A 14,117-nucleotide genomic window follows, 5' to 3' on the forward strand; every position below is an offset into this window, starting at 1 on the left:
AGTTCATGGAGTTTAAAAAAATCCAATTAAATGGGTTTAAATCATTTGCCGAAAAAACAAATTTTTTAATTGAAAATGGCCTGACAGGTATTGTCGGCCCAAATGGTTGTGGCAAATCCAATATTGTAGAATCCTTAAGATGGGTAATGGGCGAAACATCTGCTAAAAGTATGAGGGGCTCAGGTATGGAAGATGTTATTTTTAATGGCACTTCGAATAAAGCATCTAAAAATATAGCGGAAGTTTCTATTACACTGGATAACGATAGCCATGAAGGACCCATGCAATATAAAGAATTAGACCAGATTGAAATTAGAAGAAAAATTGAAAAAGATAAAGGTTCAAAGTTTTATATAAATGACAAAGAAGTTAGAGCAAGAGATGCTCAAATTTTTTTTGCAGATTTATCTACAGGCGCCCACTCACCATCAATAATAAGTCAAGGTCGTATAGGAGCTCTTGTTACAGCTAAGCCTACAGACAGAAGAGCTATTTTGGAAGAGGCAGCAAATATTTCGGGTCTACATGTGAGAAGACATGAAGCGGAACTTAGATTGAATGCTGCAGAAACAAACTTAAAAAGAGCAGATGAATTAAGAAGACAACAAGAAAAACAATTAGCCAACCTACAAAAACAGGCTGAAGAAGCAACTAAATACAAACTAATCTCTGAGGAAATAAAAAAAATTGAAGCAGGTTTGTATTATTTAAAATTATTAGAAATTGACAATGAAATTAGGGTGGAAAATGTAATTAATAATGAGGCCCAAGGAGAGGTAAGCAATTTCAATCAACAAATAGCTCAGTTTGAAGGTTCTATTAAAACTGAAACTGATAAAGTGTCACCACTAAGAGAAAAAAATATAGAAAATCTCTCTAAAATCCAAAGATTAAATTTAGAATTACAAAATTTAGATGAAGAAAATGTAAGAACTCAAGATGAGATAGAAAATATTAAAAAATCTTTAAAAATAATTGAAGAGGATATTGATAGAGAAAAAGGGATTGTAATTGATGCAAATTCAAACGAAAAAAGATTGAAAGAAGAAAAAGCTGAATTAATAGAAATTGACTCCAAGTACTTTGAAACTGAGAAACTTTCCAATGAAGATCTTGAAAATGCAAAAAATCAATTAAAAGAGGAGCAAAAAAAAGTAGATGAAATAATTAATGTTTTTGCCGATGGAAATATAAATATTGGTGTTGGCCCAATTAGAAATGTCAAAAGTACAATAACAAGAGCAAAAGAGCTAATCAATAATAATGAAGTAAGTCAGGCACTTGTTTTACTTGATAGATGCCAAATAGAGATAGATGATTTTTTGAATAACCTTGAAGATGAAGAAAGTAAAAAGAAACTTTCTAATATTAATGAAAAAAATGAAAATATAAAACTATTACAAGAAAAATATGCAGATAGTTTTAGTAAAAACCAATCAATTAAAAAAGAGTCTGTAAAAAGAAATGAGCGAATTAAAGCGATAGAAACAGAAGTTGAAAGCTGGAAGAACTTATATTCAAATTCTCAAAAAATGGTTACAGAATTAACTGAAAGAAAAAATAAATTACTATCAAATTTAAATGAACGTGATCAACAGCCAAAAGCTCAAGCAGAAAGAAAAGGTCAGATTACTGAAGGCTTACGAATTGCTTCAGCTGAAAAAATTGAAAATGAAAAAATAATAGAAGAAACAGACAAAAAAATAAATTCTTTAAGACTCGAATTAAATGAAGTTCAAGAAAAATCTATTCAGATAAGAGAAAGAAAAGCAAGTTCTGGTGCAACGATTGAAGGATTAAAAAAACGTAAAGATGATCTACTTGATAGGGTACGCTCTGAGCTTAATCTTGACGAAGATAAAATTCTTGAAAACTCAAATTTAAACGGTGTTGAAGAGTTGCCAAATTCTACAATACAAGAAGATGCTTTAGATAAAAAAAAAAATGAAAGAGAGAAATTAGGATCTGTTAATTTAAGAGCTGATGAGGAAACTAGTAAATATGAAATTGAAATAAAAAAAATGGAACAAGATAGAGAGGATCTTGTAACGGCTATTATAAAATTAAAAGAGAGCATCAATGAATTGAACCAAAAAGGAAGAGAAAGATTATTAGAAGCTTTTGAAAAAGTTAATAGAAAATTTAATGAAGTTTATACAAAACTATTCAATGGTGGTAATGCTAAATTAGAATTGATTGACTCTGATGATCCACTTGAAGCAGGCTTAGAAATGCTAGTAAGTCCCCCAGGTAAAAGACTTCAATCAATCACTTTATTATCAGGTGGAGAGCAAGCTTTGACTGCTCTTTCTCTGATCTTTGCTGTTTTTTTAACTAACCCTTCTCCAATTTGCGTTTTAGATGAGGTTGATGCACCCTTAGATGACGCCAATGTCACAAGATTCTGTGGCCTATTAGAAGAGCTAACTAAAATTACAGATACTAAATTTATTATTGTAACCCACCACGCTTTAACAATGTCTAAAATGGATAGGCTTTATGGAGTTACAATGCCTGAGAAGGGAATTAGCCAGTTGGTTGCTGTTGATTTACAAAAAGCTGAAAGTATGGTTGCATAATACTAGATGCCAAAAGAAGACCTTAAAACTCGCTTGGAGATTGCAAAAACAAAGTTTACAAAGAAAAATCTTATTAAAAATGAAGAGGCAACCTCCTCTATTGGAACTGCCTTTAAATTAAGTACAGAATTAGTGTCTGCAGTGGCAGTTGGGACAATTATAGGGTTTATTTTAGACAAGACCTTTGGTACTAAACCCTGGTTAATATTAATATTTTTTTTTGTAGGTGTTGTTGCTGGAATTATAAACGTATTTAGATCTGCAAAGAATATGCAAAAATAGACTTAAAAAATTATGGCTACAAACCCAATGAACCAATTCGAAGTTTATAGAATTGGACCAGAAATTAAATTAGGAGCAATAGATATTTCTTTCACAAACGCAAGTTTGTTTATGGTAATTAGTTCACTTGCAATCTTATTAGTTTTTAATTTAGGGTCAAAAAAAAACTCTTTACTACCAAGCAAGATGCAACTTCTTTCTGAATTAAGCTATACTTTTGTTTCCAAAATGATTAGTGATACAGCAGGATCAAAAGCAAAACCATACTTTGCGTTTATCTTCTCAATATTTATGTTTGTACTATTCTGCAATATGTTTGGGATGATCCCTTACGCCTTTACAGTAACTAGTCATATTATTGTTACTTTTATTTTAGCTTCATTTATTTTTTTGGGAGTCACAATTATTGGATTTATGAAACATGGATTGGGATATTTAAAATTATTTGTGCCTAGCGGGGTGCCTGCTTTACTATTGCCGCTAATAGTTGTTATAGAAATAATTTCTTACTTAAGTAGACCAATTAGTCTTTCAGTTCGTTTGTTTGCAAACATGATGGCTGGTCATACTATGATGAAAGTTTTCGGAGGCTTTGTAATAAGCCTTGGAATAGTTGGTGGATGGCTTCCACTGAGTTTTTCGGTTGCGCTAACTGGCTTGGAAATATTAGTTGCTTTTCTTCAAGCATATGTTTTCGCAATCTTAACCTGCATCTACTTAAATGATGCATTAAATTTACACCATTAACTAACATAAGGAGGATATAATGGAATTAGAAGCAGCAAAAATGATCGGAGCAGGACTAGCAGCAATAGCTCTAGCAGGTGCCGGTGTTGGAATTGGAATTATCTTTGGTAATTACCTTTCTGGTGCAATGAGAAACCCATCTGCAGCTCAAAAACAATTTCCTAATCTTTTATTAGGTTTTGCTTTAGCTGAAGCAACTGGCCTATTTGGATTAGTTGTAGCGTTAATTATTTTATTTGCATTTTAAATTTAATGATTAAAAAAATATTTTTTCAGTCGATATTTTTAAGCTTCCTGTTTTTTATGGAAGCTTTTGCAGCTGAAAGTGGTGGAATGCCTCAATTAAATCCTGAGTTTTGGGTTTCTCAAATTTTTTGGCTAATTATTACTTTTGGAATTTTATATGTTGTTTTATCTAAACTTATACTTCCAAAAATAAGTGCCAATCTAGAAAATAGAAAATCTCAAATTTTAGAAAACATTGAGGCTGCGGAAAAGCAAAGAGAAGAAAGTGAACAAAAAATTAAAGAATACGAAAAAATAATACAAGGCAGCAAAAATGAGGCAAAAAACTACTTTAAACAAGCTAGAGAAGAAGTGCTGAAGGACATTAGTATAAAAAAAGAAACACTAGAAAAAGAACTTGATGAAGAAGTTAATAAAGCTGAGATTGAAATAAAAACTTTTAGAGATAGCGCTCCAGAGAAAATTAAGAAGATTGCTGTTGAGACCTCTTCAGACTTACTACAGAAACTAATAGGGGCTGAAGTTAACAGTAGTAGCATCTCTGCAATAGTAGAAGATCTTTCGAGAAAAAAAATGGTTAAATATTATGATAATTGATGGAACTTTTTGGGTAGCTATATCTTTTTTAATATTTTTAGGGGTTTTAATTTATTTAAAAATACCTCAAAAAATTAATGAACTTTTAAATAAGCTTATCCTTGATATTAAAAATGAAATAGATGAAAGTGAAAAGCTAAGACAAGAAGCGAAAGTCTTGTTGGATAACGCTCAAAATAAACTTGATACCGCACAAACAATAAGTAATGATATTTTGCGACAAGCTAAAAAAGATAGTGAACATCTTATAATCGAAATGAATGATAAATTTCACAAATCTTCAGAAATTAAAAAAAAATTAGCAGAAAATAAAATTTCACAAATGAAAGAGGCTGCACTTAAAGAAATAAAAGATGTTTCAATTAAAATCGCTGTTGATTCTGTTAAAAAAATTATTAACACATCTGTTGATAAATCAAAACTTGATGGTCTTTTTGAAAAAAATGTTGAAGAAACAAAAATAGCTTTAAAAGAAATAAGCTCATAATTACCTTACAATTCTTTAAAAAAAATATAAATTAACCTAATGAAATCTATAGTCATTGGTTCTGGGTTTGGTGGTATAGCTGCAGCATTAAGATTAAGAGCTAAAAATCATAAAGTAACTTTAATTGAAAAACACCCTGACTTAGGCGGAAGAGCTAGGGTATTTAAAAAAAATGGCTTTACCTTTGATGGCGGTCCAACAGTAATTACTGCACCTTATCTAATTGAAGAGCTTTTCACTTTATTTAATAAAAAGTCTCAAGATTACATAAAACTCACTCCTTTAAAAATTTGGTATAGATTCATTTATGAAGATGGGGGTGTATTTGATTATTCTGGAGATGAAGATCAAATGAAAAAGCAAATTGAGATAATAAGCAAAGAAGATGTAAAAGGTTATGAGCAGCTTGTAAAATTCACAAAAAAAATATTTGATAAAGGCTTTACAGAACTAGCTGATGTTCCATTTGATAAGCCTCTTGTGATGATGAAGCAATTACCTTCTTTACTAAAGCTTAAAAGCTATAAATCAGTTTATTCATTAGTTTCTTCATATATAAAAAATGAAAAATTAAGACGTATGCTGAGTATGCATCCTCTATTAGTTGGTGGAAACCCTTTTACAACAACCTCTATATATGGATTAATTCTATATCTAGAGAAAAAATGGGGCATTCATTACTCAATGGGTGGAACTGGTAATATAATCAACGGCTTAGAAAAATTAATGATTGAACAAGAAATTGAATTAATCAAAGGACATGAGGTTACAGAAATAATTTCAAATAATGGAAAAATTAGTGGAGTAAAATTAGATAATCAAAAAGAAATTCATTCAAATAACGTAATATGTAACGCTGATCCTCCTGCTGTATATGAAAAACTTCTAAGTTTAAATAAAACAAGCTCTCTATTTAAATGGAAGCAAAATCGAATGCAGTATTCTATGGGTCTATTCGTTTACTACTTTGGAACAAAAAAAACATACCCAGATGTAGAGCACCACACGATCAAATTTGGTGAAAAATACAAAGAACATCTGAGTGATATTTTTGAAAATAAAAAATTAAACGATGACATAAGTTATTACCTGCATAGACCATCAGCTACAGATAAATCAATGGCACCTGAGGGAAATGATTGTTTCTATGTTCTTGTGCCAGTCCCAAACAATCAATCCAAAATTGATTGGAAAATTGAAGGTGAAAAAATGAAGAATTTAGTAATAGATAAGATGGAAAAAGCATTGCTACCCAATCTTAGAGAAAATATTATTGAAGATTTCTATTTAACACCAGATTATTTTGAAAATGAATTAAATACCAAATTTGGATCAGGTTTTTCGATCCAGCCAAAATTTACTCAATCTGCATATTTTAGATTTCATAATAAATCAGAAATTTATGATGGATTATATTTTGTTGGAGCAGGAACACACCCAGGTGCAGGAGTTCCAGGCGTACTATCTTCAGCAAAAGTTTTAGATAAAATATTATAATGTTAAAAAACAATTATTTATCTATTTATGCCAAGTCGTTTAATTGGGCAGCTTTTTTTCTTCCAAAAAATACATACAAAGATTGTTCTTCTTTATACGATTTTTGTAGAACAGTAGACAATATAGCAGATGACAAGAATGATTTAGATATTAAAATAAAAAAACTATCGGAGTTTAAAAGTCAGTTCTTAAATAAAAATTTTGATAGCTTAGTAATAAGAAATATGTGGTCTTTAATAGAAAATTATAAGATTTCAATAAAGGTTATAGATGATTTATTTGATGGTATTGAATCTGATCTAAGTGAAATAGTTAAACTAAATACAAAAAAAGAACTATTAATTTATTCTTATCGAGTAGCTGGCACAGTCGGTTTAATGATGGCAAAAATTTTAAATGTTGAAGATAAAAAATCAATGAAAGCTGCAATAGATCTTGGCATAGCGATGCAGCTAACCAATATATCCAGAGATGTTGTAGAAGATGCAAATAATAATAGATTTTACATAGAATATGACTTCAAGAACATAAAAAAAACTTTAAGGATAGCTGATCTTTTCTATGAGAGCTCTTTTAACTCTATAAAAAAAATTCCTTTTACTTTTAGATTTGCAATATTGGTAGCTAGAAGAATTTATAAAAAAATCGGAGACAATATTTTACAAAAAAGAAATATTGATAATTATAATAAAAGTGGAAAGATTTATGTGAGTAATTTTAGTAAATTATTTGAAACATTTCTCTCAATATATGATTTAATTTTATTATCATTTACGAATGAAAAAAGTCATCTAAGAGAAGAAGAACATCTCTTGATTAAAGAAGAAATAAATTTAGATGAAAGAATTTGATTACGTTATAATTGGTGGTGGTTGTGCAGGTCTATCCCTAGCCTATGAGCTTGAGATTCACAATAAGCTCAGAGACAAAACTTTAGCAATAATTGAACCAAGGTTAGAATATAAAAGAGATAAAACTTGGTCTTATTGGAAGACTTTAGAGCACAACTTTACAGATTGTGTAAAAAAAAGTTGGATTAATTTTTCAATTAATATTCCCAATAAAACTAAATTTATAGAATGTAGTGATTTGCCTTATGAATCTATAGATAGTGGCTTGTTTTATGAAAAAATTAATAGCAAATTAAATACAAATAAAAATATTAGCTTTTATAAAAGTTCTGAGGAAATAAATTTGGATAAAGGTTTTATTTTTAATAGTGTTTCTTCATTTAAAGCTAATCAAAATCAATTATGGCAACACTTTAAAGGTATTGAAATTGAAACTAAAAAAAATGACTTTGATGACCAAATTTTTAATTTAATGGATTTTGATTGTGATCAAAGAAATAGTGTTCATTTTTTTTATACACTTCCATATTCTAAAAATAGAGCACTAGTAGAAACAACTTGGTTATCAACAATGGCTAATAATTCACTAAAAGATTATGATAATCAATTGCAAAATTATATTGTTAATCATCTTAATATAAAAGATTACAAAATATTATATGAAGAGGAAGGTGCAATTCCTTTATTTTATCCTAAAACCAATGATAAAAAAAATATAATAAATATTGGTACCGCCGGGGGAATGACTAGACTAAGTACCGGTTATACTTTTTTAAATATTCAAGAACATAGCAAATATATAAGAAAAAATATTCATAATATCCATGAATGTAAAAAATATAATATTGGTGCGAAATATAAATTTTTAGATAAAATATTTTTAAGAGTGCTTAATAGTCACCCCAATAAAATGCCAAATATATTCATGAACATGTTTAATGGTCTACCTAAGAATGTTATAAAATTTTTATCAAATAAAAGTAATTTATTCCAAGACTTATCTGTAATATTGAAAATGCCAAAATGGATATTCATTAAAGCTTTATTTAAAAATGATAAATAGTCAAATTAACAAAATCAATTTTTTTCACTCTTTAGTTTTTTTTATTTTTACTAGTATATTTTCAATCATTTTTGACCAGTTTCAAAATTTATATATATCTCCTATGATTTGTTTATTTCTTATACTTTCAATTGGTATTTCTCATGGTGCACTAGATAACCAAAAAGGGAAAAGGCTTCTAAACTTTTATAAAATTAAAAATAATTCTATTTTTTACTTACTGTATTTACTGATTGCTATTATCATAATTATTTTTTGGCTTTCTATTCCCGCATTATCTTTGGTTGTATTCTTGATTGTGGCTGCTTACCATTTTGGAAAAGAAGATACAGATTTTTTGAGACAAAAAAAATTGAATAAAGATATTATTTTTTATTTTTTTAAAGGCTTACTTGTGATTATAGCACCTTTAATGTTTCACTTTACCGAAACAGTCAATATTTTTAAATTGCTATTAGTTGAAAATGAAAATTTTTATCTAATATTAAGTTTTATTGAGACTAATAATCTAATTTTTTATATATTTTTGATTACTCTAATTGCTCATATTTACTTATTTAGCAGGGATTTTAAAACACTTAATATTCTAATTTTTTTTGACTTTATTTCGATATTAATTTTAAACTATTTTTTTTCACCTTTGGTTGCATTTACAGTTTATTTTTGTTTTTTACATTCTTTTAGACACTCCATTTCATTAATAAATGAAATAGATAATATTGATTTCAAAAGTGGAAGTCTTAAATTTATGAAAAAAGCTATGCCACTAACAATATTAACTGCAATATTTTATATTATAAGCCTATATTTTCTTACAAATTATTATCCTATCAATGATGCTATATTTAAAACTATATTTATTGGTTTGGCGTCTTTGACCTTTCCACATATATTGCTCGAATACCTTTTAGAAAAAAATGAAAAATAAAGAGATAAAAATTTTACTATCTGCTCCACGCGGATTTTGTGCGGGAGTAGAAAGAGCCATAGAAATTGTAAAAAAAAGTATAAATAAATATGGCGCACCAGTTTATGTTCGTCATGAAATAGTTCATAATAAATATGTTGTAGATAGCCTTAAAGCCATAGGGGCAATTTTTGTTGAAGAGCTTGATGAAATTCAAGATAAAAGCAGACCAGTAATATTTTCAGCACATGGTGTTCCAAAATCGGTACCTACACAAGCTAATGATTACAAAATGGAATATATTGATGCTACATGTCCACTTGTTTCTAAAGTTCATAGAGAAGCTGAAAATTTACATAAAGCTGGTTATCATATAGTTCTTATTGGGCACAATAACCATCCAGAAGTTATTGGTACTATGGGTCAGCTACCTAATGGAACAATTGATTTAATACAAGATGAGCATGATGTTGAGGCCTATGAATTGGATGGGAATAAAAAAATTGCTTATGTAACTCAAACAACTCTCTCTATTGATGACACTAAAGGAATAATTAAAGCTCTTAAAAAAAAATTCCCAGAAATAAAAGAGCCATTTAAAGAGGACATTTGTTATGCAACAACTAATCGTCAAGCAGCAGTTAAGAATATTGCAAAAAAGTGCGATATGTTTTTTGTCCTTGGAAGTAGAAATTCCTCAAATTCTGTAAGATTAGTTGAAGTTGCAGAACAAGCTGGTTGCCCACATTCTGAACTAATACATTCTGAAAGTTCCATCCCATTTGATAAATTGAAAAATTGTAAAACAATTGGTATTTCATCAGGAGCCTCTGCCCCTGAAATTTTAGTTGAAAACTTTATTGATCAAATTAAAAGTAAATATAAAGTAAAGATTGAGGTTGTTGAAATTATAAAAGAAAATATTGTTTTTAAAGTTCCTAGCAAACTTAATTAGATGGCTGTATATACAAAAATTTCAAAAAGAGATGTCTCTTCATTGGTTAATGATTATCAAATAAATGAAGTTAAAAAATTTCAAGGTATTAAAAAAGGAATAGAAAATACCAATTATTTACTTAAAACAAAAAAAAATAAATTTATCCTGACAATTTTTGAAAAGAGAGTTCAAAAAAAAGATTTACCATTTTTTATGAACTTGATGGAAGAGCTTAATAAAAAAAAAATTGCATGTCCAAAGCCATTACGTACTAAAAAAGGTTCCCATATAAGTAAAATTAAAAAAAAATCTGCCTGTATTGTAACCTTTTTAGAAGGCAAAGATAAAACAAATCTTAACTACAAAAATTGTTTTGATATTGGAAAAAATATTGCAAAATTTCATACTGTTACATCTAAACTAAAGTTAAGTAGACAGAATTCCATGTCAATTAATAAGCTTGGTGGCTTAATGAAGAGTATTAATTTTAAATCCTATAAATTTTTACCTAACCTTAAGAAAACTCTAAATCTATGTTTTAAAGATATTCTGAAACATTGGCCTAAAAACTTACCCCAGGGAATTATTCACGGAGATTTATTTATAGATAATATTTTTTTTAAAAAAAACAAATTTTCAGGATTCATTGATTTCTATTTTTCTTCTAATGATTATTTTATTTATGAAATTGCAATTTGTATAAATGCATTATGTTTTGATAAAAAGAAAGATAATTTTGTAATGAATAATAAAAAGATAAAAAATTTAATTAATGGATATGAAGCAATAAGATCTCTATCAAAAAAAGAAAAGCAGTCACTTAATTTAATGTGCAGAGGTGCTGCCTTGAGATATCTTTTAACAAGAATTTATGATTTTTTTAATACACCAAATAATGCATTAATTAAGATTAAGGACCCTAGAGAATATTTACAAAAATTAATTATTCACAACAATCTTACGGACTACAAAGATTATTATAAATAATGATCAAAATTTATACAGATGGCTCCTGTTTAAATAATCCTGGAAATGGAGGTTGGGCTGCAATTATAAATGATAATGAGATAATTAAAAAAATTAGCGGAAGTGTTAAAGATACTACTAATAATAAAATGGAGCTGATGGCTCCAATCATGGCGCTTCAAGAAATTGACAAAAATAACGAAATCGAAATTTATACTGACTCACAATATGTAAGGTTGGGTATTACTGAATGGATCCATAAATGGATCAAAAATAATTGGCAAACTTCTAAGAAAGAGCCGGTTAAAAATAAAGAGTTATGGATGCAACTTTATGAATTAACTAAATCGTATAAAATAAAATGGATCTGGGTTAAGGCTCATGCTGGCAATGCCTTAAATGAAGAAGTTGATTTATTAGCTAAAAAAGCTGCTGAACTAAATTAAAGTTAAAAAATTTTGACCTGCTGAAATTTCACAAGCACCTGTATCTTTTTCTTCTTGTACTTTAATGACCTTAAGATTATCTACTAACATTGTATATCTATTCGATCGAATACCTAGGCCTCTAGCACTCTTATCAATATCTGCACCAATAGCTCTGGTAAAATCTAACATTGGGTCTGCCATCATTATAATTTTGTCACCAACATTTTGACTTTTTCCCCATGCATCCATTACGAAAGGATCGTTAACTGAAATACAAGCAATATGGTCGATGCCTTTAGCTTTATATTGCTCATAACTTTCAACATAGCTAGGTAAATGCTTGGCTGAACAAACTGAAGTATATGCACCAGGAAGTCCAAATAAAACTATTTTTTTATCCTTAAAAAATTCTAATGTGTTTTTTTTTATAGGATTTCCATTCTCTAAGATAAAAAAATCAGCACTAGGAATATTTTCATTTTCTCTCAACTTCATTTTAATTTGTCCTTAATGTATTGTTTAGTTTTACTTACGTTATTAGGAACTATATCGTAATACTCTTTTTTATCCATAATATATTGTAATTCACTGGGTAGGCTTGGCTTTATTGAAATTGATTTATCTATAGCATCTGGAAATTTGCAAGGATGTGCCGTTGCTAAAACAATATTATTTCCCTCTATATTTATTTTATTTAAAGCGCCGAGACCTATCGCTGTATGAGGATCTAATATTACTTTATATTTATCATAGATATTTTTTATCGTTTCTATTACTTCCTCTTCATTCATACTTTCAGAGAGAAAATCCTTTCTAATTTTTTCTAATCTATTTTTTGCAAAGATATACTTTCCTTCATCTTTTATTTTTTTCATTACATTTTTAGTTTCTATGTCATCAAAATCATTCAAATCATAAATTAATCTTTCAAAATTACTGGCAACTTGAATATCCATACTTGGTGAATTAGTTTCGAAAACTGTTTCAACCTCATATTTTCCAGTTGATATTGCTCTATGTAAAATATCGTTTTTATTCGTTGCAACTATTAATTTATTTATTGGAAGACCCATCTTTTTTGATAAGTAGCCAGCATATACATCACCAAAATTTCCTGTGGGAACTGAAAAATTAATTGATTTTTTATCTTTAATTAAGAAGTAAGTATAAAAATAATAAACAGCTTGGGCAATTATTCTTGCCCAATTTATAGAATTAACTCCCGACATATTAATCGAGTTTGAAAAATCCTTATCTGCAAACATCACTTTAACTAAATTTTGACAATCATCAAAGTTTCCTTCTATGGCAATATTAAATACGTTATTCTCTTTTACAGTGGACATTATTTTTCTTTGAACGGGTGAAACTTTATTATGAGGGTGAAGCACAAATATATTTACATTTTTTTTACCCTTAATTGCATCTATGGCCGCAGCACCAGTATCTCCTGATGTTGCAACAATAATATTTATATTTTTACTATTTTTGCTTAAATAAAATTCATAAAAATTTCCAAGCAACTGCATTGCAACATCTTTAAAAGCAAGTGTTGGACCATGAAATAGCTCTAAAACTTTTGTGTCACTAAGTTTTATTAAATCAACAACATTTTTTTTTCGAAAAGTTGAATATGATTTATCTATGATCAAAGACAGCTCGGACTCAGACATAAAATCACCTATAAAGGGATAGATAATCTTTTTAGCTAAATCCTGGTAGCTCAATTCACTTAATGAGTCTAATTCTTCTTGAGTATATTTTTTAATCTCCTTTGGAATAAATAGTCCACCATCGTCAGCTAATCCTTTTATAAATACTTCTTCAAAACTATGCTCTTTTGAATTATTTCTAGTGCTTATATACTTCATCTAATAATTTTTTTTTCTTAAATATAAATATATTAAAAGAATCGAAATCGCTAATGAAAACCAAGTTAGTGCATATTTTTTATGATTATTTGAAATGTTTGCAGTAATTGATTTTGTTTTAGGAAGATCATTTTGTCCAGAAAGATAAATTATATAAGGAGAAAAATTTTTCCCAGTATATTTAAAAACATCCTCTCTGTTTAAAGTAAACCAATAATTATTTTGGATGTCATTTTCTGGCTTGAACATATTAGACTTTGTTTGCTTTTTTAAAATTCCATTAATATTACTAGAGTCTATAAGATTTATTCTTTGATCATTTTTTTTATCAAAAGGTATCCACCCTCTATTTAGTAAATAGTTTCTATTCTCAACTGTTAATGGACTAATAACTTCAAATCCTGGTTTGCCTTTTTCATCTAAATTATAAAGATAGATTTGTTTTTCAAAATCAATCAAACCACTAGTTTTAACTCTAAGATAGTTTGTTTGTTTACTGCTTGATAAATCAACCGGAGTATCCTTAAGGGATGTTTCTATTTGATTAATTAATTCTAACTTCCAATTAAGTCTAACAATTTGCCAACTTCCTAAAGCTACAAATACAGATATGAAGAAAAAAACAAAAATAGAAAATAAAAATTTATATCTCAAAGGCT

General features: G+C 28.4%; 16 protein-coding genes. 13 read left to right on the top strand and 3 right to left on the bottom strand.

What is annotated here, in order from left to right; translation table 11 throughout:
- Nucleotides 1-5 precede the first annotated feature (5 nt).
- The 13 genes from AC5SLL_RS05325 to rnhA all read left to right on the top strand — a co-directional run bounded on the left by AC5SLL_RS05325 (nt 6) and on the right by rnhA (nt 11,605).
- A complete protein-coding gene (locus AC5SLL_RS05325) occupies nt 6-2,579 on the top strand; it encodes a chromosome segregation SMC family protein (RefSeq protein ID WP_494586367.1) in 2,574 nt (857 codons plus the stop codon).
- 6 nt (nt 2,580-2,585) lie between these two features.
- Nucleotides 2,586-2,861 carry an AtpZ/AtpI family protein gene (locus AC5SLL_RS05330; protein WP_494572918.1) on the top strand — a complete coding sequence of 92 codons (276 nt, stop codon included), beginning with the start codon at nt 2,586-2,588 and terminating at the stop codon, nt 2,859-2,861.
- Between the two features lie 12 nt (nt 2,862-2,873).
- Nucleotides 2,874-3,608, top strand: coding sequence for a F0F1 ATP synthase subunit A (locus tag AC5SLL_RS05335; protein ID WP_494572919.1), 735 nt, complete (start codon nt 2,874-2,876; stop codon nt 3,606-3,608).
- Nucleotides 3,609-3,627: 19 nt separating this feature from the next.
- On the top strand, nt 3,628-3,855 hold the full coding sequence (locus tag AC5SLL_RS05340) for a F0F1 ATP synthase subunit C (RefSeq protein ID WP_006997791.1): 228 nt from the start codon (nt 3,628-3,630) through the stop codon (nt 3,853-3,855).
- A 5-nt stretch (nt 3,856-3,860) separates the two neighbouring features.
- Nucleotides 3,861-4,451, top strand: a complete 591-nt coding sequence (locus AC5SLL_RS05345; RefSeq protein WP_494572920.1) for a F0F1 ATP synthase subunit B family protein — start codon at nt 3,861-3,863, stop codon at nt 4,449-4,451.
- On the top strand, nt 4,441-4,938 hold the full coding sequence (locus tag AC5SLL_RS05350; RefSeq protein ID WP_494572921.1) for a F0F1 ATP synthase subunit B family protein: 498 nt from the start codon (nt 4,441-4,443) through the stop codon (nt 4,936-4,938). The genes AC5SLL_RS05345 and AC5SLL_RS05350 overlap by 11 nt, the downstream gene beginning before the upstream one ends.
- Nucleotides 4,939-4,977: 39 nt before the next feature.
- The gene (gene crtI, locus AC5SLL_RS05355; protein WP_494586368.1) at nt 4,978-6,435 is read left to right on the top strand and encodes a phytoene desaturase family protein; all 1,458 of its coding nucleotides are present in this window, start codon (nt 4,978-4,980) and stop codon (nt 6,433-6,435) included.
- Nucleotides 6,435-7,286 carry a phytoene/squalene synthase family protein gene (locus AC5SLL_RS05360; RefSeq protein ID WP_494586369.1) on the top strand — a complete coding sequence of 284 codons (852 nt, stop codon included), beginning with the start codon at nt 6,435-6,437 and terminating at the stop codon, nt 7,284-7,286. Before crtI ends, AC5SLL_RS05360 begins: the two co-directional genes overlap by 1 nt.
- A complete protein-coding gene (locus AC5SLL_RS05365) occupies nt 7,273-8,349 on the top strand; it encodes a lycopene cyclase family protein (RefSeq protein ID WP_494586370.1) in 1,077 nt (358 codons plus the stop codon). The genes AC5SLL_RS05360 and AC5SLL_RS05365 overlap by 14 nt, the downstream gene beginning before the upstream one ends.
- A gap of 103 nt (nt 8,350-8,452) precedes the next feature.
- The gene (locus AC5SLL_RS05370) at nt 8,453-9,277 is read left to right on the top strand and encodes a Brp/Blh family beta-carotene 15,15'-dioxygenase (protein ID WP_494586371.1); all 825 of its coding nucleotides are present in this window, start codon (nt 8,453-8,455) and stop codon (nt 9,275-9,277) included.
- On the top strand, nt 9,267-10,211 hold the full coding sequence (gene ispH / locus AC5SLL_RS05375) for a 4-hydroxy-3-methylbut-2-enyl diphosphate reductase (protein WP_494586372.1): 945 nt from the start codon (nt 9,267-9,269) through the stop codon (nt 10,209-10,211). The genes AC5SLL_RS05370 and ispH overlap by 11 nt, the downstream gene beginning before the upstream one ends.
- Nucleotides 10,212-11,180: a homoserine kinase gene (locus AC5SLL_RS05380; protein ID WP_494579448.1), complete on the top strand. Its 969-nt coding sequence runs from the start codon at nt 10,212-10,214 to the stop codon at nt 11,178-11,180.
- Nucleotides 11,180-11,605 (top strand): ribonuclease HI, encoded by a 426-nt coding sequence (gene rnhA, locus AC5SLL_RS05385; protein WP_494572928.1) that lies wholly within the window; start codon nt 11,180-11,182, stop codon nt 11,603-11,605. The genes AC5SLL_RS05380 and rnhA overlap by 1 nt, the downstream gene beginning before the upstream one ends.
- On the opposite strand, the gene AC5SLL_RS05390 is transcribed toward rnhA, so the two are convergent.
- The 3 genes from AC5SLL_RS05390 to AC5SLL_RS05400 are packed head-to-tail and all read right to left on the bottom strand — an operon-like array spanning nt 11,597 to nt 14,112.
- Nucleotides 11,597-12,082, bottom strand: coding sequence for a peroxiredoxin (locus tag AC5SLL_RS05390; protein WP_494572929.1), 486 nt, complete (start codon nt 12,080-12,082; stop codon nt 11,597-11,599). The genes rnhA and AC5SLL_RS05390 overlap by 9 nt on opposite strands.
- Nucleotides 12,079-13,458, bottom strand: a complete 1,380-nt coding sequence (thrC, locus tag AC5SLL_RS05395; protein WP_494586373.1) for a threonine synthase — start codon at nt 13,456-13,458, stop codon at nt 12,079-12,081. Before thrC ends, AC5SLL_RS05390 begins: the two co-directional genes overlap by 4 nt.
- Nucleotides 13,459-14,112 (bottom strand): SURF1 family protein, encoded by a 654-nt coding sequence (locus AC5SLL_RS05400; RefSeq protein WP_494586374.1) that lies wholly within the window; start codon nt 14,110-14,112, stop codon nt 13,459-13,461. It lies immediately after the preceding gene.
- Nucleotides 14,113-14,117 lie beyond the last annotated feature (5 nt).

This window comes from Candidatus Pelagibacter sp. PS_43 (assembly GCF_059417795.1).

Excerpts from the sequence above, each read along its gene's own strand:
- crtI (WP_494586368.1), top strand. The coding sequence starts at position 4,978 with ATGAAATCTATAGTCATTGGTTCTGGGTTTGGTGGTATAGCTGCAGCA.
- AC5SLL_RS05325 (WP_494586367.1), top strand. The coding sequence starts at position 6 with ATGGAGTTTAAAAAAATCCAATTAAATGGGTTTAAATCATTTGCCGAA.
- AC5SLL_RS05335 (WP_494572919.1), top strand. The coding sequence starts at position 2,874 with ATGGCTACAAACCCAATGAACCAATTCGAAGTTTATAGAATTGGACCA.
- AC5SLL_RS05360 (WP_494586369.1), top strand. The coding sequence starts at position 6,435 with ATGTTAAAAAACAATTATTTATCTATTTATGCCAAGTCGTTTAATTGG.
- AC5SLL_RS05345 (WP_494572920.1), top strand. The coding sequence starts at position 3,861 with ATGATTAAAAAAATATTTTTTCAGTCGATATTTTTAAGCTTCCTGTTT.
- AC5SLL_RS05340 (WP_006997791.1), top strand. The coding sequence starts at position 3,628 with ATGGAATTAGAAGCAGCAAAAATGATCGGAGCAGGACTAGCAGCAATA.
- AC5SLL_RS05350 (WP_494572921.1), top strand. The coding sequence starts at position 4,441 with ATGATAATTGATGGAACTTTTTGGGTAGCTATATCTTTTTTAATATTT.
- AC5SLL_RS05380 (WP_494579448.1), top strand. The coding sequence starts at position 10,212 with ATGGCTGTATATACAAAAATTTCAAAAAGAGATGTCTCTTCATTGGTT.
- ispH (WP_494586372.1), top strand. The coding sequence starts at position 9,267 with ATGAAAAATAAAGAGATAAAAATTTTACTATCTGCTCCACGCGGATTT.
- rnhA (WP_494572928.1), top strand. The coding sequence starts at position 11,180 with ATGATCAAAATTTATACAGATGGCTCCTGTTTAAATAATCCTGGAAAT.
- AC5SLL_RS05330 (WP_494572918.1), top strand. The coding sequence starts at position 2,586 with ATGCCAAAAGAAGACCTTAAAACTCGCTTGGAGATTGCAAAAACAAAG.
- AC5SLL_RS05370 (WP_494586371.1), top strand. The coding sequence starts at position 8,453 with ATGATTTGTTTATTTCTTATACTTTCAATTGGTATTTCTCATGGTGCA.
- AC5SLL_RS05390 (WP_494572929.1), bottom strand. The coding sequence starts at position 12,082 with ATGAAGTTGAGAGAAAATGAAAATATTCCTAGTGCTGATTTTTTTATC.
- thrC (WP_494586373.1), bottom strand. The coding sequence starts at position 13,458 with ATGAAGTATATAAGCACTAGAAATAATTCAAAAGAGCATAGTTTTGAA.
- AC5SLL_RS05365 (WP_494586370.1), top strand. The coding sequence starts at position 7,273 with ATGAAAGAATTTGATTACGTTATAATTGGTGGTGGTTGTGCAGGTCTA.